Annotated in this window: 18 protein-coding genes; 13 read left to right on the top strand and 5 right to left on the bottom strand. The window is 58.5% G+C overall.

Annotated elements, in window-relative coordinates:
* Positions 1-57: 57 nt before the first annotated feature.
* On the bottom strand, positions 58-1,083 hold the full coding sequence (locus ACY8D3_RS18920; RefSeq protein WP_462380367.1) for a LysM peptidoglycan-binding domain-containing protein: 1,026 nt from the start codon (positions 1,081-1,083) through the stop codon (positions 58-60).
* A gap of 153 nt (positions 1,084-1,236) precedes the next feature.
* Between ACY8D3_RS18920 and def the strand changes: the two genes are divergently transcribed.
* The 5 genes from def to ACY8D3_RS18945 all read left to right on the top strand — a co-directional run bounded on the left by def (position 1,237) and on the right by ACY8D3_RS18945 (position 5,852).
* A complete protein-coding gene (gene def, locus ACY8D3_RS18925) occupies positions 1,237-1,743 on the top strand; it encodes a peptide deformylase (RefSeq protein WP_462380368.1) in 507 nt (168 codons plus the stop codon).
* A gap of 57 nt (positions 1,744-1,800) precedes the next feature.
* The gene (fmt, locus tag ACY8D3_RS18930) at positions 1,801-2,733 is read left to right on the top strand and encodes a methionyl-tRNA formyltransferase (protein ID WP_462380369.1); all 933 of its coding nucleotides are present in this window, start codon (positions 1,801-1,803) and stop codon (positions 2,731-2,733) included.
* Positions 2,730-4,043: a 16S rRNA (cytosine(967)-C(5))-methyltransferase RsmB gene (gene rsmB / locus ACY8D3_RS18935; RefSeq protein WP_462380370.1), complete on the top strand. Its 1,314-nt coding sequence runs from the start codon at positions 2,730-2,732 to the stop codon at positions 4,041-4,043. The genes fmt and rsmB overlap by 4 nt, the downstream gene beginning before the upstream one ends.
* Before the next feature lie 99 nt (positions 4,044-4,142).
* Positions 4,143-5,516 carry a Trk system potassium transporter TrkA gene (gene trkA, locus ACY8D3_RS18940; RefSeq protein ID WP_462380371.1) on the top strand — a complete coding sequence of 458 codons (1,374 nt, stop codon included), beginning with the start codon at positions 4,143-4,145 and terminating at the stop codon, positions 5,514-5,516.
* Between the two features lie 12 nt (positions 5,517-5,528).
* The gene (locus tag ACY8D3_RS18945; protein ID WP_462380372.1) at positions 5,529-5,852 is read left to right on the top strand and encodes a tetratricopeptide repeat protein; all 324 of its coding nucleotides are present in this window, start codon (positions 5,529-5,531) and stop codon (positions 5,850-5,852) included.
* Between the two features lie 32 nt (positions 5,853-5,884).
* Here ACY8D3_RS18945 and gyrB read toward each other — a convergent pair whose 3' ends face one another.
* The 4 genes from gyrB to dnaA all read right to left on the bottom strand — a co-directional run bounded on the left by gyrB (position 5,885) and on the right by dnaA (position 12,157).
* On the bottom strand, positions 5,885-8,305 hold the full coding sequence (gene gyrB, locus ACY8D3_RS18950; protein WP_462380373.1) for a DNA topoisomerase (ATP-hydrolyzing) subunit B: 2,421 nt from the start codon (positions 8,303-8,305) through the stop codon (positions 5,885-5,887).
* Positions 8,302-9,405, bottom strand: coding sequence for a DNA replication/repair protein RecF (gene recF, locus ACY8D3_RS18955; RefSeq protein ID WP_462380374.1), 1,104 nt, complete (start codon positions 9,403-9,405; stop codon positions 8,302-8,304). The genes gyrB and recF overlap by 4 nt, the downstream gene beginning before the upstream one ends.
* A 135-nt stretch (positions 9,406-9,540) precedes the next feature.
* On the bottom strand, positions 9,541-10,644 hold the full coding sequence (gene dnaN / locus ACY8D3_RS18960) for a DNA polymerase III subunit beta (RefSeq protein WP_462380375.1): 1,104 nt from the start codon (positions 10,642-10,644) through the stop codon (positions 9,541-9,543).
* Between the two features lie 28 nt (positions 10,645-10,672).
* Positions 10,673-12,157, bottom strand: a complete 1,485-nt coding sequence (gene dnaA / locus ACY8D3_RS18965) for a chromosomal replication initiator protein DnaA (RefSeq protein WP_462380376.1) — start codon at positions 12,155-12,157, stop codon at positions 10,673-10,675.
* 552 nt (positions 12,158-12,709) lie between these two features.
* Here dnaA and rpmH point away from each other — a divergent pair.
* The 8 genes from rpmH (at position 12,710) to ACY8D3_RS19005 (ending at position 20,479) form a co-directional block, all read left to right on the top strand.
* On the top strand, positions 12,710-12,844 hold the full coding sequence (rpmH, locus tag ACY8D3_RS18970; RefSeq protein ID WP_003290924.1) for a 50S ribosomal protein L34: 135 nt from the start codon (positions 12,710-12,712) through the stop codon (positions 12,842-12,844).
* A gap of 14 nt (positions 12,845-12,858) precedes the next feature.
* Complete coding sequence (gene rnpA / locus ACY8D3_RS18975; protein WP_462380377.1) at positions 12,859-13,266, top strand: ribonuclease P protein component; 408 nt, start codon at positions 12,859-12,861, stop codon at positions 13,264-13,266.
* Positions 13,259-13,504: a membrane protein insertion efficiency factor YidD gene (yidD, locus tag ACY8D3_RS18980; RefSeq protein WP_462380378.1), complete on the top strand. Its 246-nt coding sequence runs from the start codon at positions 13,259-13,261 to the stop codon at positions 13,502-13,504. Before rnpA ends, yidD begins: the two co-directional genes overlap by 8 nt.
* A 2-nt stretch (positions 13,505-13,506) precedes the next feature.
* A complete protein-coding gene (gene yidC, locus ACY8D3_RS18985; protein WP_462380379.1) occupies positions 13,507-15,249 on the top strand; it encodes a membrane protein insertase YidC in 1,743 nt (580 codons plus the stop codon).
* A gap of 58 nt (positions 15,250-15,307) precedes the next feature.
* Positions 15,308-16,672 carry a tRNA uridine-5-carboxymethylaminomethyl(34) synthesis GTPase MnmE gene (mnmE, locus tag ACY8D3_RS18990; protein WP_462380380.1) on the top strand — a complete coding sequence of 455 codons (1,365 nt, stop codon included), beginning with the start codon at positions 15,308-15,310 and terminating at the stop codon, positions 16,670-16,672.
* Positions 16,673-17,139: 467 nt separating this feature from the next.
* A complete protein-coding gene (mnmG, locus tag ACY8D3_RS18995; protein ID WP_462380381.1) occupies positions 17,140-19,032 on the top strand; it encodes a tRNA uridine-5-carboxymethylaminomethyl(34) synthesis enzyme MnmG in 1,893 nt (630 codons plus the stop codon).
* Positions 19,032-19,688 (top strand): 16S rRNA (guanine(527)-N(7))-methyltransferase RsmG, encoded by a 657-nt coding sequence (gene rsmG / locus ACY8D3_RS19000; protein WP_462380382.1) that lies wholly within the window; start codon positions 19,032-19,034, stop codon positions 19,686-19,688. The genes mnmG and rsmG overlap by 1 nt, the downstream gene beginning before the upstream one ends.
* A gap of 2 nt (positions 19,689-19,690) precedes the next feature.
* Positions 19,691-20,479: a ParA family protein gene (locus tag ACY8D3_RS19005; RefSeq protein WP_462380383.1), complete on the top strand. Its 789-nt coding sequence runs from the start codon at positions 19,691-19,693 to the stop codon at positions 20,477-20,479.
* The last annotated feature ends 7 nt before the right edge of the window (positions 20,480-20,486 follow it).

Below are 20,486 nucleotides of genomic sequence, written 5' to 3' on the forward strand. Positions count from 1 at the left end.
TGACCGGCGCAAAGCGCATAGAGAAAGGGCGCCATTGGCGCCCTGGGAAACGTTCACTCAAGGATTGCGGACTTTGTCCATCACCTCGAGCTGGCGGGTAGCCGACAAGACCAGGCCGTAGCTCAACTTGTCATAGGTGCGGAACACCATCAGCAGACCGGAGCGTTCGTCTGGAATCTTCACGCGGTCGCCGGTGACACGGTCGCGTACCGTTTCGCCCGTCTTGTATACCGCCAGGACGCTGCCTTCAACGAGGCCGTCACGCTTGCCCTTGTTCAGCGTCACGACGTCGAACTGGCCAATATTGGTGACTCCACGTGGAACATCAAGGATGAGGCCTTCGATTTTCTCGGCAGGCTCGCTTGGGAAGAACGTCGAATTGATCGCACGTTCCTCAGTCGCGAAAAGGCGGTCGCCGGGACGGACTTCCTGTGTACTGCGCGACAAGGTCAAGGTCGTAATGTCGCCTTCCTGGGCCACGAACGTCCCAGTACCAATGTCGTCGGCGTTGATCCCGAGCAGTTCGCCCGATTCAGGATTTCGATAAGCCTTGCCCTGACGGAATACGCCGTAGACGGACTGCCCGTCGGTGAAGTCGCCGCGGGCATAGACGCGGTCACCTTTACCGGCAATCACACGCTCAGCCGTACCTGCAACGATATACGGTGCACGGTCGAACGCTTCGGCCGTATCGACGATACGGTTGCTCAGCAAAAACGAGTTGATCGCTTCGAGCGGAATGGTAGGTATTGCTTCGGCGATAGGCGTCGTGCGGACTTGCGGAGACAATTTGACCGTTCCTCGGGAACCGCCGCGCTCCACTTGAATTCGAGGCTGGCCGTCGACATATACGAGTGACAGCACGTCGCCCGGGTAGATGAGGTGAGGATTGTTGATCTGCGGGTTGGCTTGCCAGATCTCCGGCCATTGCCAGGGCTTGCTGAGAAATCGACCGGAGATGTCCCAAAGCGTGTCCCCACGGACGACCGTATAGCGGTCGGGATGCCCGTCCTTGAGCTGGACGGCCGCCTGCGCAACCCCGCTGGCCGCCAGGAGCAGCAAGGCCAGTAGTGATTTCCTCATGGAATGAATCCCTTTATGATGTGTCTTCACTGAAACGCCCTAGCGCCGCGGCCTCCATCCCCCATGGAAACCGCGACGTGAAGTCGCCTTCAAGGCTGCTGCGATGTTAGCAGCGCGTTTCGACTTTATCCTACAAGTGCATCACGAACCCATATGGCTATCCTGAACATCCTCGAATTTCCCGATCCACGGCTGAGAACGGTCGCCAAACGGGTAGACGTGGTCGACGACGAGCTCCGTCAGCTGATAGACGACATGTTCGAGACCATGTACGACGCGCCCGGCATCGGCCTCGCCGCAACCCAGGTGAACGTCCACAAGCGTGTCGTCGTGATGGACTTGTCCGAAGACAAGAGCGAACCACGGGTCTTCATCAATCCCGAGTTCGAACCGCTCACGGACGAAATGGACCAATACCAGGAAGGCTGTCTGTCGGTGCCCGGGTTCTACGAGAACGTTGATCGTCCGCAGAAAGTACGCATCCGCGCACTGGATCGCGACGGCCAGCCATACGAAATGGTGGCTGAGGGCTTGCTCGCAGTGTGCATCCAGCATGAGTGTGATCACTTGAATGGCAAGCTGTTCGTCGATTACCTGTCGTCGCTAAAGCGAGATCGAATCCGCAAGAAGCTGGAAAAGCAGCACCGCCAGCAAGCGTAAAACCGATACCCAAAGGCTTGCTCCGGCAAGCCTTTTTCTTTTGTGAAAGAGACTTCCATGCGCATCGTCTTTGCCGGCACGCCGGACTTCGCCGCCCACCATCTGCAGGCGCTTCTCGGAACCGATCACGAGATCGTCGCGGTGTACACGCAACCCGATCGTCCCGCTGGGCGCGGACAAAAGCTCGTGGCCAGCCCGGTCAAGCAGCTGGCCGTCAAGCAAGGGATTCCCGTCCACCAGCCGGTTCGCCTCAAAGATGCCGACGCCCAGTCTACGCTGGCATCGCTCGCGCCGGATCTGCTCATCGTCGTTGCCTATGGATTGATCCTGCCACAGGCCGTGCTCGATATCCCTCGCCTGGGCTGTATCAACAGCCATGCATCCCTGTTACCCCGCTGGCGCGGCGCAGCGCCTATTCAGCGGGCCATCGAAGCAGGCGACGCCAAAACGGGCGTTACGGTGATGCAGATGGAAGCGGGCCTGGACACCGGCCCCATGTTGCTCAAGGTCGAAACGGCTATCGGCGATCGCGATACCGGTGCCAGCCTGCATGACCGCCTCGCTGTTCTTGGGGCCCAAGCGGTTGTCGACGCAGTCACTCGCCTTGCACAAACCGGTTTGCAGGGCGAGCCGCAGGACGATGCGCTGGCGACCTATGCACACAAGCTCGACAAATCTGAATCCCTCCTGGATTGGCAGCGCCCAGCAATCGAGCTCGACCGACGCATCCGAGCGTTCTTTCCATGGCCCGGATGCCACACAACCCTCGGCGGTGCCGCTGTGAAAGTGCTTGGGGCCACCGTAAGGGCAGGCAATGGCCAGCCTGGGCAGATCCTCGACGCATCACGGGACGGCCTGACCGTGGCCTGTGGCGAAGGCGCGCTCACACTCACCCGATTGCAGCTGGCAGGCGGTAAGCCGTTGGCATTCAGTGACCTGTTCAATAGTCGACGCGAACAATTCGCTGCCGGCACGGTGATGGGCGAATGAACCCGCGCCTCGCCGCGGCCCGTGCGTTGGCGGCCGTCCTGCAGGGCAAGGCTTCGCTGGCAGGCAGCTTGCCGCCCGTGCTTGAGCGCGTAGATTCACGTGATAGAGGGCTCACCCAGGATCTGGCCTTCGGCACCGCGCGTTGGTATCCGCGCCTGGCGCTGATGGCCGATGCGCTGTTGCAGAAGCCTTTCAAGGCGGCGGACCGTGATGTGGAAGCGCTTCTGCTCGTGGGGTTGTACCAGCTCTTTCATACCCGGATCCCCGCGCATGCCGCAATTGGCGAAACGGTCGGCTGCGCCGCCGCGCTGAAGAAACCTTTCGCGAAAGGCCTCCTGAATGCGGTGCTGCGCAACGCGCAGCGGCAGCACGAGGAACTCCTGCAACGATTCGATCGCGACCCTGTCCTGCACACGGCCCATCCCCGCTGGCTGCAAAAGCGCCTGAAGGCAGAGTGGCCGGAGTATTGGAACCAGATCTGCGACGCCAATAACGAGCATCCGCCCATGACGCTGCGGGTGAACGTTCGGCACGGAACACGGGACAGCTACCTGGATCGCCTGGCGGAAGCAGGCATACAGGCAACGCCATGCGCATTCAGTGATGACGGAATCACCCTGGCCGAGCCAACTGATGTCAGCAGCTTGCCCGGCTTCCAGGAAGGCCATGTAAGTGTCCAGGACGAAGCAGCGCAGTTGGCCGCGGGTCTATTGGAGCTGCAACCAGGACTTCGGGTACTCGACGCCTGCGCCGCACCGGGTGGAAAGACCTGTCATATGCTTGAGCACGAGCCAACGCTGGATGTCACGGCGATCGACCTGGAGCCGGCTCGTCTGCGCCGCGTGACGGATAACCTCACCCGCCTTGGCCTGAACGCCACGCTGATCGCCGCTGATGCTCGAGACACCAAGGAATGGTGGGACGGGAAGGCCTTCGACCGCATTCTGTTGGACGCGCCTTGTTCCGCTACAGGCGTCATACGCCGCCATCCGGATATCAAGCTCACCCGCCAGCCAGACGACATTGAGGCCCTGGCCCGGCTTCAGGGCGAGATTCTCGATGCGCTTTGGCCACTTCTCTCGGTCGGCGGCGTCATGGTGTATGCGACCTGCTCGGTGATGCCAGCCGAAAACCGCGATGCAATCGAGGCGTTTCTGCAGCGCACGCCAGGTGCCCGAGAGCTCGACGTTGCCGGCGACTTCGGTCTGGGCCAACCTCACGGTCGCCAACTGTTTCCACAACTCGCCGGGCACGATGGCTTCTATTACGCCAAACTGGTCAAGATCGCCGCCGCGCCTCGCTCGTCATGAACAAACGCTGTCCCTCATCGCCCGGTGCGGATCACCGATGCTGTTCGTGACACGGCACATGGCTCACCGAGCGGCGCTTGAGCGTAACGGAGTCAATCTTTGAAGATCATCATTCTCGGTGCTGGCCAGGTAGGCGGCACGCTCGCGGAAAATCTGGCTAGCGAAGCCAACGACATCACCGTGGTCGACACGGACGCCGACCGCTTGCGCAGTCTGAGCGACCGGCTCGACATTCGCACCATCCAGGGAAAAGGGTCGTTTCCAACCGTGCTGCGCCAGGCGGGCGCGGACGACGCAGATATGCTGGTCGCGGTCACCAACAGCGATGAAGTCAACATGATTGCCTGCCAGGTTGCCTACACGTTGTTCCACACCCCAACGCGCATCGCGCGGGTACGCGAGTCGGCCTATCTGACCCGCCGGGACTTGTTCGACAACGAAGCCATCCCAGTCGATGTTCTGATCAGTCCAGAGCAGGTCGTCACGAATTACATCAAGCGCCTCATCGAATATCCTGGGGCGCTCCAGGTGATCGACTTCGGTGGCGGCAAGGCCCAGTTGGTGGGCGTGCGTGCCTATTACGGAGGCCCCTTGGTTGGTCAGCAACTTCGGCAACTGCGAGAGCACATGCCGAATGTCGATGCGCGGGTGGCGGCCATCTATCGTCGCGATCGGCCCATCGTACCGCGGGGCGACACGGTGATCGAAGCCGATGACGAAGTGTTCTTCATCGCCGCACGCAACCACATCCTGGCCGTCATGGGCGAATTGCGACGTCTGGAAGATGGCAACAAGCGCATCGTCATTGCCGGGGGTGGGCATATTGGTGAACGCCTGGCAGAGGCCATCGAAAGCCGGTACCAACTGAAGATCATCGAAGTGAGTCCATCACGCTGTCGGCACCTGTCCGAAGCACTGGACCGCACCATCGTGCTCCAGGGCAGCGCATCCGATCGCGACCTGCTGGTGGAGGAGGGTATCGGCGACACGGATATCTTCCTGGCACTGACCAACGATGACGAAGCCAATATCATGTCGTCGCTGCTTGCGAAACGCCTCGGTGCGCGCAAGGTCATGACACTTATCAACAACACCGCGTATGTGGACTTGGTGCAAGGCGGCGAGATCGATATCGCCATCAGCCCACAACTGGCCACCATCGGCAGCCTGTTGACCCACGTGCGACGCGGCGACGTGGAAAGCGTCCACTCGCTGCGCCGGGGCGCGGCAGAGGCCATCGAGGTCGTGGCGCATGGTGATTCCAAGTCAAGCCGCGTCATTGGCCGGATGATCGAGGACATCTCGCTTCCGCCCGGTGCGACCATCGGGGCGATCATCCGCAAGGATGAGGTCTTGATCGCGCATGACGACACGGTTATCGAATCCGGCGACCATGCGGTTCTGTTCCTGATGGAAAAGCAGCATATTCGTGATGTCGAACGGCTTTTCCAGGCTGGTCTCACCTTCTTCTAAAGGGAATCTGTCATGCTCGATTCGCTTGAAAAGATGCTCGCCAAGGGTAACGACAATGCCTTGCTCCGGTTTGGCCTGGGCAAGGGTTACCTGGACGCAGGCGATGCGAACGCCGCGGCCGTACACCTGCGTCGCTGCATCGAACAGGACGCCAGCTATTCCGCCGCCTGGAAGCTGCTCGGCAAAGCCCTGCAGGGTATGGGCGAGTACGATTCGGCTGCGCAGGCGTGGCGTGACGGAATCGATGCTGCCGTCGCCAAGGGTGACAAGCAGGCCGAAAAGGAAATGACGGTTTTCCTGCGCAAGCTGGAAAAACAAACGGCCCCAAAACCGTAAGGCTTGGGGCCGCTCGAATTTCGCAGTAGGGCTTAGACGTCCAGGTTGGACACCGCCAGTGCGTTGCTTTCGATGAAGTCGCGGCGCGGTTCCACGGCATCACCCATCAGCGTGTTGAAGATCTGGTCCGCAGCGATCGCGTCCTCAATCGTCACCCTGAGCATGCGCCGAACGTTCGGATCCATGGTGGTCTCCCACAACTGATCCGGATTCATCTCGCCCAAGCCCTTATAGCGTTGGATGCTGTGACGCTTGGTGCTTTCCGTCATCAGCCATTCCAAGCCTTCCTTGAACGTCGAAATCGGCCGCTTGCGCTCGCCGCGCTGCACGTACGCATCTTCCTCAAGCAGGCTGTTGAGCTGATCGCCCAGCGCCGTCACGGTCTTGTAGTCGTTGCTGGCGAAGAAATCGCGATTGAACGTGATGTAGTTCGACAGACCGTGCGCAACGATCTGGACTTCTGGTAGGTAGAGCTGGCGCTCCTGATCATGACGCAGGCTGGCGCTGTAGGTCTGACCGGATTTCTCGGATGCCTTCAGACGTGCCTGGAGCCCATCGAGCCAAGCCTTCATTGCCGCCTCGTCCGCCAATTGCTCGGTGGTAACGCGGGGCAGGTAGACGAAATGCTCGGTCAGCTCGTACGGGTACAGGCGAGACAGGCGCTTCAGCGTCTTGGTCACGGTCCGGTAATCGTTTACAAGCCGCTCCAGCGATCCGCCAGATAGCCCGGGCGCATCGGCATTCACATGCAAGCTCGCGTCCTCCAGAGCCGACTGAGTCATGTATTCCTCCATGGCCTCGTCGTCCTTGATGTACTGCTCCTGCTTGCCACGCTTCACCTTGTAGAGCGGTGGCTGAGCGATATACACATAGCCACGCTCGATCAGCTCGGGTAACTGACGAAAGAAGAACGTCAGCAGCAGCGTACGGATGTGCGAACCGTCAACGTCAGCATCGGTCATGATGATGATGTTGTGGTAACGCAGCTTGTCGATATTGTATTCCTCGCGGCCGATACCACAGCCGAGAGCGGTGATCAGCGTGCCGACTTCAGCCGAGGACAGCATCTTGTCGAAGCGCGCCTTCTCGACGTTAAGGATCTTGCCCTTGAGCGGAAGAATCGCTTGGGTCCGCCGGTTCCGCCCTTGCTTGGCAGAGCCACCCGCGGAGTCACCCTCCACAATGTAGAGTTCGGAAAGGGCAGGATCCTTCTCTTGGCAGTCGGCAAGTTTGCCCGGAAGGCCGGCGATGTCGAGAGCGCCTTTGCGGCGGGTCATCTCGCGCGCCTTGCGAGCCGCTTCCCGCGCACGTGCCGCGTCGATCATCTTGCCAACAACGGCTTTGGCTTCATTGGGGTTCTCCAGCAGGAAGTCTGCGAAGAATCGGCCCATTTCCTGCTCGACCGCTGTTTTGACCTCGGATGAAACGAGCTTGTCCTTGGTCTGGGACGAGAACTTCGGATCGGGCACCTTCACAGAAATGATCGCTGTGAGACCCTCTCGTGCATCGTCACCCGTCGTAGCAACCTTGAACTTCTTCGCCAGGCCTTCCTGTTCTATGTAGTTGTTGAGGTTACGCGTCAGCGCCGACCGGAAACCTGCCAGGTGGGTACCACCGTCACGTTGGGGAATGTTGTTCGTAAAGCAAAGAATGTTCTCGTTGAAGCTGTCGTTCCACTGCAACGCGACCTCGACACCGACGCCATCGTCTTCGCGTTGAATATCGAAGTGGAAGATCTGGTTGACCGCGGTCTTGTTGTGGTTGAGGTATTCCACGAATGCCTTTAAACCACCGTCATATTTGAACAGTTCTTCCTTCCCGGTACGTTCATCACGTAGCAGGATACCGACACCGGAGTTCAAGAAAGACAGCTCGCGCAAGCGCTTGGCTAGGATGTCCCAGCTGAACTGAATATTCGTGAAGGTTTCGGAAGAGGCTTTGAAGTGGACCTGAGTGCCGGTCGCGTCGGCCTCGCCGATAGGGCTCAATGGGGCTTGCGGCACACCATGGTGGTAAACCTGTTCCCAGACTTGGCCGGCACGACGGATCGTCAGACGAAGCTCTTCGGACAAGGCATTAACGACGGAGACACCCACGCCATGAAGACCGCCGGACACCTTATAGGTGTTGTCGTCGAACTTTCCGCCCGCGTGCAGGACGGTCATGATCACTTCTGCGGCCGATACACCTTCTTCCTTGTGGATATCCACGGGGATGCCGCGGCCATTGTCCTGAACGGTAATCGACTCGTCCTGGTGGATCGTAATGCTGATTTCCGAGCAGTAACCCGCGAGCGCTTCGTCAATGGAGTTATCCACAACCTCGAAAACCATGTGGTGTAGGCCAGTACCGTCATCGGTGTCCCCGATGTACATGCCAGGACGCTTGCGAACAGCATCCAGGCCTTTGAGAACCTTGATACTTGAGGAATCGTACGAGTTGTTCTCGCTCATGCTTCACTCCAAAAATCTTGACTGACCGTACCGTGTTCCACATGGAACATCGCGACCGGTGTTTCCGGTCGCCAGCCTTGTTTCAATACGTCGCTGTCGACACAGGTGATGAATACCTGACACTGCAAATCTTCAAGTAAGCGGCATAACGACGCTCGGTGCCCTTCATCGAGCTCGGATGGCAAATCGTCTACGAGGTAGACGCATTGCCCGCGTTTGGTGTGGTTCAACAGTCTGCCTTGCGCAATTCGCAAGGCACTTACGACCAGCTTCTGCTGCCCTCGGGAAAGTATGTCCGCCGCATTGTGGCCCTGATAACGCAACCGCAAATCGGCTCGCTGAGGCCCGGATTGAGTAAAGCCCATATGGCGATCACGTTCGAGGCTGGCAGCGAGCACTTCGGCGAGCCCGCGATCCTTATCCCACCCACGTGAGTAACTTAACACCAGCCCATCCAGTTCGATTAGCTGGGCAAGTACCTCTTCAAAAACCGGCTTCAGCGCGGCGATATAAGCGCGCCGATAAACATCGATTTCCTCGGCTGCCAAACTGAGTTCACGATCCCAGGACGCTTGGATAGCGCTGTCAAGTGTACCATGCCGAAGCCACGAATTACGCTGCCGGAGGGCCTGCTGGAGACGCTGCCAGGCTTGTAAAAAGCGCGGCTCCACGTGGAACACTCCCCAGTCCAGAAATTGGCGGCGAACCTTGGGGGCGCCTTCCAGTAGCCGGAAACTGTCCGGATTGATCAGCTGCAATGGCAACAGTTCAGCGAGCTGGGAAGCGCTTCTGGCATTCTGCCCGTCGATACGAATCGTAAGGTCGCCGTCCTTTTCTCGAGAAACGCCAAGGTTGCTTTGCCTTCCCTCAGCCAGCATAACCTGACCGAACACGGTACACGCCGGCTGCTCGTGGCCGATCACTGGCGTGAGGCGCGCACTTCGAAAAGACCGGGCCAGGCCGAGCAAATGTATGGCTTCCAGCACGCTGGTCTTCCCGCTGCCATTGAAGCCGTAGAGGATGTTGATCCTAGGAGAGGGAGATAGGGTGACCGACTGCAGATTACGTACAGCGGTGACCGAAAGGCGGGTGAGGGACATCAGTACCCATCTTTGATGCGGGCTGCCCCAATACCGGGACAGTAGTAGGGGCAGGCCATCGACCATGTATCGCGCATTAGAAGCGCGAAAGCATGACAGCTGGCGCCGATGGCCATGGCTTCCCCGAGCATTCTCTTACAGACGCATTGGCATAACGACATAGGAAGAATCGTCGTTACCCGCTTCCTGCAGCAGTGCGCTGCTGTTCGCATCCGATAATGTAAGGCGGACCTGTTCGGTCGTCATCACGCCCAGCACATCCAGCAGGTAGCTCACGTTGAAACCGATTTCCAGCGCGTCGCCGTTGTAATCGACCGCCACTTCCTCCTCGGCTTCTTCCTGCTCTGGGTTATTGGCCTGGATTTTCAGAAGGCCAGACGCCAGCGTGAGGCGGATACCCCTATATTTTTCATTCGAAAGAATCGCCGTCCGGCTAAACGCTTCTTTCAGCAGCTGGCGGTCACCGACGACCAACTTGTCACCGCCCTTGGGCAGCACGCGCTCATAGTCAGGGAACTTGCCGTCAACGAGCTTGGAGGTAAAGGTGAACTCGCCGGTATTAGCGCGAATGTGGTGCTGGCCGAGTACTACGCTGACGTCAGCATCTTGCTCGGTGAGTAGACGGGCCAGCTCGAGGATGCCCTTGCGCGGAACGATGACCTGGTGCTTGTCGGCCTGCTCGATGCCCGCCTGCATTCCACACATGGCCAGGCGATGGCCGTCGGTAGCCACCGCGCGAAGAGAACCCGCGCTGACTTCGAGTAGCATACCGTTCAGGTAGTAACGGACATCCTGCTGCGCCATCGCGAAGCTCGTGCGCTCGATCAGGCGGCGCAGCTTGGCTTGCGGCAAGCTGAACGTCATCGAGCCCGGACCCTCTTCCACCGTCGGGAAATCGTTCGCAGGAAGCGTGGAGAGGGTAAAGCGGCTACGGCCAGCCTTGATCAGGAGCTTCTGATCCTCCACACGCACGTCAATCGACGTGTCGCTGGGCAGGCTTTTACAAATGTCCATGAGCTTACGCGCAGGAACGGTGATCTCGCCTGGCTCGGCCGCATCATCGAGCGTCACGCGTCCAACAAGCTCGACTTCCAGATCGGTACCGGTCAGTGACAGCTGTTGACCTTCGACCACCAACAGAACATTGGAGAGCACCGGCAGCGTCTGGCGTCGTTCCACGACGCCAGCGACCAGTTGCAATGGTTTCAGGAGGGCTTCGCGCTGAATGGAAAAGTGCATGGTCTCGTCCCTTGCCTCGTGGGCTGCGTCAGGTAGTCAGTGTTCGCAGCAGGTTCTTGTAGTCCTCGCGGATGTCCGCGTCAGACTCCCTCAATTCGCTGATCTTGCGGCAGGCATGCAGAACGGTCGTGTGATCGCGCCCGCCGAACGCATCGCCAATCTCTGGCAAGCTGTGATTCGTGATTTCCTTCGAAAGCGCCATGGCCACCTGACGGGGCCGCGCCACCGAACGCGAGCGTCTCACCGACAGCAGGTCCGAGACCTTTATCTTGTAGTACTCCGCGACGGTACGCTGGATATTGTCGATACTGACCAGCTTGTCCTGCAGCGCCAACAAGTCCTTGAGCGATTCGCGGATCAGCTCGATGGTGATGTCGCGCCCCATGAAGTGGCCGTGGGCAATGACCCGCTTGAGTGCGCCTTCGAGTTCACGCACATTCGACCGAATCCGCTGCGCAATGAAGAAGGCCGCATCGTGAGGGAGGTCGACCTTCGCCTGTTCGGCCTTCTTCATCAAAATGGCAACACGGGTCTCCAATTCAGGTGGCTCGACCGCAACGGTCAATCCCCACCCAAACCGTGACTTGAGGCGTTCTTCGAGCCCTTCGATTTCCTTGGGGTACCGATCACTCGTCAGGATCACCTGTTGGCCACCTTCGAGCAGTGCGTTGAAGGTGTGGAAAAACTCTTCCTGCGAGCGTTCCTTGCGAGCGAAGAACTGGATGTCATCAATCAGCAGCGCGTCCACCGACCGGTAGAAACGCTTGAATTCGTTAATGGCGTTGAGCTGAAGCGCCTTGACCATGTCAGCAACGAAGCGCTCGGAATGCAGATAAACAACCTTGGCATTCGGGTTCTTCTTCAGCAAATGGTTACCCACAGCATGCATCAGGTGGGTCTTACCCAAGCCGACACCCCCATAAAGGAAGAGGGGGTTGTATCCATGCTTGGGGTTATCGGCAACCTGCCAGGCCGCAGCGCGCGCAAGCTGGTTGGATTTACCCTCGACGAAGTTCTCGAAGGTGAAGGACCGATTAAGGTAGCTCGTGTGTTTGAGCGCACCTTCTACTTGAACCGTACGCTCAGGTTTGGCCACCGGCATATCCAGCTCAGGCTGGATGACGCTCTGCTCAGGTGGGGTATCGCTATCCCGAGCGCTCGTAGGAATCGGTTTCTGGGGGACTGGGGCGGATGGCTCGACGGGTGCAGCGGCCGGCTGGGACGCCGGGGCCGACACGGGCACTGCAGTACGCGGGGCCAAAGCCGGTTTGCGGCTGCCAATGAGCAACGACAGTGCGGGTGGCATACCGTCACCGTGCTCACCCAGCAGCTCCATCAGTCGGCCGAGATACTTTTCATTGACCCAGTCGAGCACGAATCGATTAGGCGCATAAACCCGTAGCTCGCCTGCCGAGGCCTCTACCTGTAAGGGTCGAATCCAGGTGTTGAATTGCTGGGTAGGCAGCTCATCGCGCAACAGTTCCACGCATTGCTGCCAAAGTTCGACCGACACGAAATGACCCCCGGTTCCGCTTAAGGAAGCGCTAAAAACAGTCGGGCATTGTACCGGGACACCCCTGGCTTATCCACATGGACGGACTGCCGTGCAGCTGAGTGCGGCTCCACACCCGAAAAAAGCACCTCTGAACGCGCCTTTAGTCTGAATGAGCACTGTGGAAAACCCGCCTTGCGCTCGTTGGACAACCGAAGGGCAAACCCAGTGGATAAGTCACCTGTGGATAACACATCGACTTATCCACTGCATTTCCTAAGCATTCGAACACCCTCAGCACGGTATCCACACAGAGCTCATTTTCTCTGAAAGACAGTACCCTAGAGGCTTCTAGAGACTTATCCACAGAATAAGGTCTACCTAAGCATCATTACATCTTTCATCTTTTTAAAACTCTTCCCTTTTTTATTTGATTGAGCGAAGACCCTTCGTCCTGAGGGCTGAACGAAAATTGACCTTGCGCATGGCTTTCACTAGAATCGCCGGTCTATTTGAACGGGGCCACGCCAGGCTCCTCGTAAACAGCCCGTTGTGACCTTTAGGTAACGCATCATGAAACGCACTTTCCAGCCCAGCACCATCAAGCGCGCCCGTACTCACGGTTTCCGTGCTCGCATGGCTACCAAGAACGGTCGTCAAGTCCTGTCGCGTCGTCGCGCCAAGGGCCGCAAGCGTCTGACCGTCTGACTTGCTCGGTTCGGGTGGTGAATCAAGGCTTCGGCCGGGAAAGGCGACTGCTCAAGCCCCGGCAATTCAAAGCGGTCTTTGATTCACCGTCCGGCAAGGTCCCTGGCAAGCATGTCCTGATTCTTGCGCGCGACAACGATCAAGACGGTCCTCGATTAGGACTGGTGATCGGCAAGAAAAGCGTGAAGCTTTCTGTCGAACGCAACCGCCTGAAGCGTCTCATCCGAGATTCCTTTCGCCTTCACCAGCATGAGCTGGGTGGGCAGGATATTGTCGTGGTAGCGCGTCGGGGAATCGGCGATCTGGATAACCCCGAGTTGCATCGACAGTTCGGTAAAATCTGGAAACGCCTGGCACGAAGTCAGCCCCGTCCGACAACCCGAGCCGACAGCAGCGGGACGCTAGATCCCTCTCATGCGTAAACTGGTAAAGCTCCCCATCCAGTTCTACCGCTATGCCATCAGCCCCTTGATGGCAAATCATTGTCGTTTTTATCCCAGTTGTTCCTGCTACGCACTCGAGGCCATCGAGGCCCACGGCGCCGTGCGTGGTAGTTGGCTGGCAGTACGCCGTCTTGGCCGTTGCCATCCTTGGAATGCCGGTGGTTACGATCCGGTTCCTCCTGCAGAACAATCCCGACCCACTTCGATGGCCGAGTAACCATGGATATTCAACGCTCGATCCTGATCGTCGCCCTGGCGATCGTGTCCTATTTTCTGGTGCTCAAATGGAACGACGACTACGGTCAGGCTGAACTGCCGCCGCAGCAGGCAGCCACAGCACCAGCGACCCCAAGTCTGCCGGGGACTGATGGCGCCCAGGCCGGTCAGTCCGATGTCCCGACTGCTTCCTCCGGTACCGAAGCGGCAGCACTGCCACAGGGTGACACGCCTGCCAGTGCCGACCTGATCCGCGTCCGCACCGATGTGCTGGATGTTGCGATCGACCCACGGGGTGGTGATGTCGTCCAGCTGAACCTGCTTCAGTATCCACGTCGCCAGGACCGCCCCGACGTGCCGTTCCAGCTTTTCGACAACGGCAGTGAGCGTATCTATCTTGCCCAAAGCGGCCTCACCGGTACCAATGGCCCGGACGCACGCGCGAGCGGACGACCGCTTTACAGCAGCGAACAGCGCAGCTATCAACTGGCCAATGGTCAGGACGTCCTCACGGTGGATCTGCGTTACTCGGACAATGGCGTTAACTATGTCAAGCGCTTCACCTTCCACCGCGGGCTGAAAGAAAGCTGCTCTTCGGACGATATCGCGCAGCGCAAGGTCGATTGCGTGACGCAGAACGGCTACACGGTTGACGTCAGCTACCAGATCGACAACCAGAGCGGTCAGCCCTGGACCGGCAATCTGTTTGCTCAGCTCAAGCGTGACAACAGCGGCGATCCTTCTGCCACCACGGCCACCGGCGTATCAACTTATCTTGGCGCGGCGATGTGGACCGCAAGCGAGCCCTACAAGAAAGTCTCCAAGGGCGACATGGATGACCGTTCGCTCAAGCAAACTGTCGATGGTGGCTGGGTCGCTTGGCTGCAGCACTATTTCGTAACGGCGTGGGTCGCCAACAAGGATCAGGCAAACCTGGTTCAGACTCGCAAGGATAGTCAGGGTAACTACATCATTGGATTCACTGGGCCGGCCGTTAACGTTCCGGCTGGCGGCCAAGGTACTGCTTCGGCCGTGCTTTACGCAGGTCCAAAGATCCAGAGCCACTTGGGTGCCCTGTCACCCGGCCTCGAGCTGACAGTTGACTACGGCTTCCTGTGGTTCCTGGCTCAGCCCATTTTCTGGTTGTTGCAGCATATTCATGGCCTGCTCGGAAATTGGGGCTGGTCTATCGTCATGCTGACCGTGATCATCAAGCTGATCTTCTTCCCGCTATCAGCGGCAAGTTATCGGTCGATGGCGCGTATGCGTGCGGTATCGCCAAAGATCCAGGCGCTGAAGGAACAGTACGGTGACGATCGCCAGAAGATGTCCCAGGCGATGATGGAGCTGTACAAGAAAGAAAAGATCAATCCGCTAGGTGGATGCCTGCCGATCCTTATCCAGATGCCCGTATTCCTGGCGTTGTACTGGACACTGCTGGAAAGCGTCGAAATCCGCCAGGCACCGTGGATCCTGTGGATAACCGATCTTTCCATCAAGGATCCTTACTTCCTGTTGCCGATCATCATGGGTGCAACCATGTTCATTCAGCAGCAGCTCAACCCGACACCACCGGATCCCATGCAGGCCCGGGTGATGAAAATGATGCCAATCGTCTTCACCTTCTTCTTCCTGTGGTTCCCAGCCGGTCTGGTGCTGTACTGGATCGTCAACAACACGCTCTCGATTCTGCAGCAGTGGTACATTACCCGGCAGATCGAGCGGGCCACGCCTGCCAAGGCCTGATCCGGACTTGTCCACAGACGCCCCCTAGAGGGGCGTTCTGTTTTTCAGGGGAAAAGTTATGCACACTCAAGACACCATTGCAGCTGTCGCCACGGCGCAAGGCCGAGGAGGAGTCGGTATCGTGCGTGTGTCCGGGCCCCAGGCGCAGGCGATCGCCAGCGCAGTGACCGGTCGTATCCTGACGCCTCGCTACGCCCAGTACTGTTCCTTCGAAAGCAACGAGGGACAGGTCATCGACGAAGGCCTGGCACTGTTTTTCCAAGGCCCTCACTCCTTCACGGGTGAGGATGTGCTGGAGTTACAAGGGCACGGCGGTCCGGTTGTCATGGACCTGTTGCTCCGGGAATGCCTTGCACTTGGGGCGCGTCAGGCCCGGCCAGGGGAATTCAGTGAGCGCGCATTTCTCAACGACAAGCTTGACCTGGCACAGGCCGAGGCAATAGCTGACCTTATCGAAGCCAGTACCGAGCAGGCTGCCCGAAACGCCCTTCGCTCACTTCAAGGTGAGTTTTCCACAAGGGTTCATGGGCTGACGGAGCAGCTGATTGGGCTGCGAATCCATGTAGAAGCAGCCATCGACTTCCCGGAAGAGGAAATCGACTTCCTCGCCGACGGCGTCGTCCTGGCGAAGCTGGATAACGTGCGCGGGGCACTCAGTGATGTTCTACGTGAAGCGGCACAGGGCGCTCTGCTACGCGACGGGATGAATGTCGTGATCGCAGGTCGGCCCAATGCTGGCAAATCTAGTCTGCTGAATGCACTGGCGGGCCGAGAGGCCGCCATCGTGACCGACATTGCAGGCACGACGCGGGACATTCTGCGCGAACATATCCACATCGAAGGTATGCCCCTTCACGTTGTCGATACGGCGGGGCTTCGCCAGACCGAGGACACGGTCGAGCGAATCGGGGTGCAGCGTGCCCTTAAGGCTATTGAGGACGCCGACCGTATCCTGCTGGTCGTCGACGCTACCGCGCCTGAAGCTGTTGATCCCCACTCGCTCTGGCCTGAGTTTCTAGGGCATCTCCCAGTGCCATCCAATGTGACGGTTATCCGCAACAAGGCAGACCTGAGCGGTGAAACCATCTGCCTTGGAACGGATGACCATGGTGCAATAACGATAACGCTCTCCGCGCGTCAAGGGGAAGGCATCGAGCTGCTGCGTGAACATCTGAAGACATGCATGGGGTTGGAACAGACGGCAGAGAGCGGCTTCAGCGCAAGACGACGCCACTTGGATGCGCTCAGACGTGCGGCCAAATATCTTGACCATGGTCGAGCACAGCTTACGGGCGCCAGTGCTGGTGAACTGTTGGCTGAGGACCTGCGGCACGCGCAGCAGGCACTTGGTGAAATCACGGGCGCATTCAGTTCCGATGACCTTTTGGGTCGCATTTTTTCCAGCTTTTGTATCGGTAAGTAATACCGCGGACGATACAAACCCAACCCGGCGATGGCCGGGTTTTTTTTTGCTTATCGGAAAATCCCGATATCGGCATGCTTTAAGGTATGTGGATAAGGCCCGCTGGAGCCAGTCGATAACTCAAGCTGGAAACGGTGGATGAAACGACCTGTGGATAAACGGTACTTCTGTCCACAGCTTCTCACCTGCTTGCAAAGGGGATGCACCGAGCTTCGTCACAGACTTTCAACCCTCGCCAAAGCCAAGCATGTCGAGGGGTATAGCAATCTATCCACAGATATCTGCCTCTATATACATATCAACAAAAACCAAGCTTTTAAAAGTTCTTTCCCTTTTTATTTTGTTTACGTGGCAATGCCGGGATGCCACTGTCTATTTTTTATCCAAGACCCTTCATTCGGGACGCCTAAGTCCCTATACTTGGCGCCTTTTCTCTTCCCCCTTCCGGAACAGGCACGAGGTGCGTGGTGGATTTCCCTTCCCGTTTTGACGTGATCGTGATCGGCGGTGGTCATGCCGGTACCGAGGCTGCCCTGGCAGCTGCACGCATGGGCACAAGGACGCTGCTACTGACCCACAATGTGGAAACCCTAGGGCAGATGAGCTGTAACCCCGCTATCGGCGGCATCGGCAAGAGTCATCTGGTCAAGGAGATCGATGCGCTTGGTGGCGCGATGGCTCAAGCCACCGATCGAGGCGGTATCCAGTTCCGCGTACTCAACAGTCGAAAGGGCCCTGCCGTTCGGGCTACGCGTGCCCAGGCTGACCGTGTGCTGTACAAGGCTGCCATTCGTGAAGCGCTGGAGAACCAGCCGAATCTGTGGATATTCCAGCAGGCCTGTGATGACCTGATTGTCGAAGGAGCACAAGTCCGCGGTGTCGTAACCCAAATGGGGCTTCGCTTCCTGGCCGACAACGTCGTGCTCACCACCGGCACTTTCCTGGGCGGCAAGATTCATATCGGTCTGGAGAACTATTCGGGGGGCCGTGCAGGCGATCCGCCTGCGATCGCCCTGGCTCAGCGGCTGCGTGAGCTACCTCTGAGGGTTGGCCGCCTGAAAACGGGCACACCACCACGGATCGATGGGCGCTCGGTCGACTTCACTGTGATGACTGAGCAACCTGGCGACACGCCAGTCCCTGTGATGTCCTTTCTAGGGTCGGCTGACCAGCATCCCGGACAAGTGAGCTGCTGGATAACCCATACCAATTCCCACACCCACGAAATCATCGCGGCAAACCTTGATCGCTCGCCCATGTATTCAGGGGTCATCGAAGGCATCGGCCCACGCTATTGCCCATCGATCGAGGACAAGATCCATCGATTCGCGGACAAGGACAGCCATCAGGTCTTTCTGGAACCCGAAGGCCTGACGACCCATGAGCTGTATCCAAACGGTATTTCGACATCGCTGCCTTTTGACGTCCAGTTACAGATCGTTCGCAGTATCCGAGGCATGGAGAACGCCCACATCGTTCGTCCCGGCTATGCCATCGAATACGACTTCTTCGATCCGCGCGATTTGAAGTACAGCCTGGAGACCAAGGTTATCGGAGGGCTGTTCTTTGCAGGTCAGATCAATGGGACAACCGGGTACGAAGAGGCCGGTGCCCAGGGTCTGCTAGCTGGAGCGAACGCAGCGCTACGGGCTCAGGGCAAGGACAGCTGGTGTCCGCGGCGCGATGAAGCCTACTTGGGTGTGCTGGTGGATGACCTGATTACTCTCGGGACGCAAGAACCGTATCGCATGTTCACGTCCCGCGCGGAGTACCGTCTGATCCTGCGCGAGGATAACGCGGACCTGCGCCTGACCGAAAAAGGCCGGGAACTGGGTCTTGTGGATGACGCACGATGGGCGGCGTTCCAAGCCAAGCGTGAAGCGATAACGGTGGAAGAGCAGCGCCTCAAGACATCCTGGGTTCGGCCCGGTACTCCGGAAGGGGAAGCGATTGCTTCACGCTATGGCACGCCGCTTACCCATGAATACAATCTCCTCAACTTGTTGAGTCGCCCTGAGATTGACTACGTTGGGCTGACACAGTTGACCGGAGGCGGCGTTGCGGACCCGCAAGTCGCCGAGCAGGTTGAGATCAAGACGAAATACGCCGGTTACATCGAGCGTCAGTACGACGAGATCGAGAAATTACGGGCGAGCGAAAATGTCCGTCTGCCTGATGCACTCGACTACACGGTAATCTCGGGTCTATCTCGTGAGATTCAACACAAGCTCAGCCAGGCGCGCCCCGAGACACTGGGGCAAGCGTCGCGGATACCAGGCGTCACCCCTGCAGCCGTGTCGCTGTTGATGATCCACTTGAAGAAACGCGGCGCCGGACGCCAACTGGAGCACAGCGCCTGATGGTCATTGCGCAACGGCATGCCGAGGAGCTGTCAGAAGGTATCGACGCGTTGGGGATAACCGTCGGGCAAGCCCAACAGGCGCAGTTGCTCGACTACCTGGCGCTGCTGATCAAGTGGAACAAGGCGTATAACCTCACGGCCGTCCGCAATCCAGATGAGATGGTGTCTCGCCACTTACTGGACAGCCTGAGCGTCGCTTCGCATGTGGATAAGTACGGCAGCCGATGGCTAGATGTGGGCAGCGGCGGCGGGATGCCTGGGATACCTCTGGCAATTCTTTATCCACAGCTGGACTTTACGCTGCTGGATGGCAACGGCAAGAAAACGCGATTTCTTACACAGGTGAAATTGGAGCTCGGTTTGTCCAATCTGGAGGTTATCCACAGCCGCGTGGAAGCCTATTCGCCCCCGTATCCCTTCACTGGGATCATTTCCCGAGCGTTCAGCAGCTTGTCCGACTTCACCTCTTGGACAAGGCATTTGGGTGACGGAGAGACCCGGTGGCTTGCCATGAAGGGCATACATCCTGATGACGAGCTTCAGGCCCTGCCCTCGGATTTCCAACGTGAGGCGACGCATGTCCTTCAGGTCCCAGGTTGCCAAGGTCAGCGCCATCTGCTGATACTGCGCCGCACGTTTTTGGAGGGACATTGAGCATGGCCAAGGTATTCGCGATCGCCAACCAGAAGGGCGGTGTCGGCAAGACGACAACCTGCATCAATCTGGCAGCGTCGTTGGTGGCCACCAAACGCCGTGTGCTGCTGATCGATCTCGACCCGCAGGGAAACGCCACCACCGGAAGCGGTGTGGACAAGGTTTCGCTGGAGCACTCCATCTACGATGTTCTGGTCGGCGATTGCAGTCTCGTGGATGCGATGCAGTTCTCCGAGCATGGTGGCTACCAGTTGCTGCCCGCCAACAGAGATCTGACGGCGGCCGAGGTGGCGCTGCTCGAGATGCCTGCTAAGGAAAATCGCCTTCGCGAAGCGTTGGCGCCTATCCGTGAGAACTACGACTACATCCTGATCGACTGTCCACCTTCGCTGTCGATGCTGACGATCAATGCGCTGGTTGCATCCGACGGGGTGATCATCCCGATGCAGTGCGAATATTACGCGCTCGAGGGTTTGACTGATCTTATCAACAGCATTCAGCGCATCGGGGCACTGCTCAATCCCAACCTGAAGATCGAAGGATTGCTGCGCACGATGTACGATCCACGGATCAGCCTCACCAACGATGTTACCGCCCAGCTCAAGCAGCACTTCGGTGACAAGCTATACGACGCGGTCATTCCGCGTAACGTCCGCCTGGCGGAGGCCCCCAGCTTCGGCATGCCGGCGCTGGTTTACGACAAATCATCCCGCGGGGCGGTTGCCTATCTGGCGCTGGCCGGTGAGCTGGTAAGACGCCAGCGTGCCCGCCGCAGAACTGCTACAGCTTAAGGAACCT

The organism is Pseudomonas sp. Marseille-QA0892 (assembly GCF_054950135.1).

Coding starts and splice junctions, on each gene's coding strand:
- ACY8D3_RS18920 (WP_462380367.1), bottom strand. CDS start 1,083: ATGAGGAAATCACTACTGGCCTTGCTGCTCCTGGCGGCCAGCGGGGTT.
- def (WP_462380368.1), top strand. CDS start 1,237: ATGGCTATCCTGAACATCCTCGAATTTCCCGATCCACGGCTGAGAACG.
- fmt (WP_462380369.1), top strand. CDS start 1,801: ATGCGCATCGTCTTTGCCGGCACGCCGGACTTCGCCGCCCACCATCTG.
- rsmB (WP_462380370.1), top strand. CDS start 2,730: ATGAACCCGCGCCTCGCCGCGGCCCGTGCGTTGGCGGCCGTCCTGCAG.
- ACY8D3_RS18945 (WP_462380372.1), top strand. CDS start 5,529: ATGCTCGATTCGCTTGAAAAGATGCTCGCCAAGGGTAACGACAATGCC.
- gyrB (WP_462380373.1), bottom strand. CDS start 8,305: ATGAGCGAGAACAACTCGTACGATTCCTCAAGTATCAAGGTTCTCAAA.
- recF (WP_462380374.1), bottom strand. CDS start 9,405: ATGTCCCTCACCCGCCTTTCGGTCACCGCTGTACGTAATCTGCAGTCG.
- dnaN (WP_462380375.1), bottom strand. CDS start 10,644: ATGCACTTTTCCATTCAGCGCGAAGCCCTCCTGAAACCATTGCAACTG.
- rpmH (WP_003290924.1), top strand. CDS start 12,710: ATGAAACGCACTTTCCAGCCCAGCACCATCAAGCGCGCCCGTACTCAC.
- yidD (WP_462380378.1), top strand. CDS start 13,259: ATGCGTAAACTGGTAAAGCTCCCCATCCAGTTCTACCGCTATGCCATC.
- yidC (WP_462380379.1), top strand. CDS start 13,507: ATGGATATTCAACGCTCGATCCTGATCGTCGCCCTGGCGATCGTGTCC.
- mnmE (WP_462380380.1), top strand. CDS start 15,308: ATGCACACTCAAGACACCATTGCAGCTGTCGCCACGGCGCAAGGCCGA.
- rsmG (WP_462380382.1), top strand. CDS start 19,032: ATGGTCATTGCGCAACGGCATGCCGAGGAGCTGTCAGAAGGTATCGAC.
- ACY8D3_RS19005 (WP_462380383.1), top strand. CDS start 19,691: ATGGCCAAGGTATTCGCGATCGCCAACCAGAAGGGCGGTGTCGGCAAG.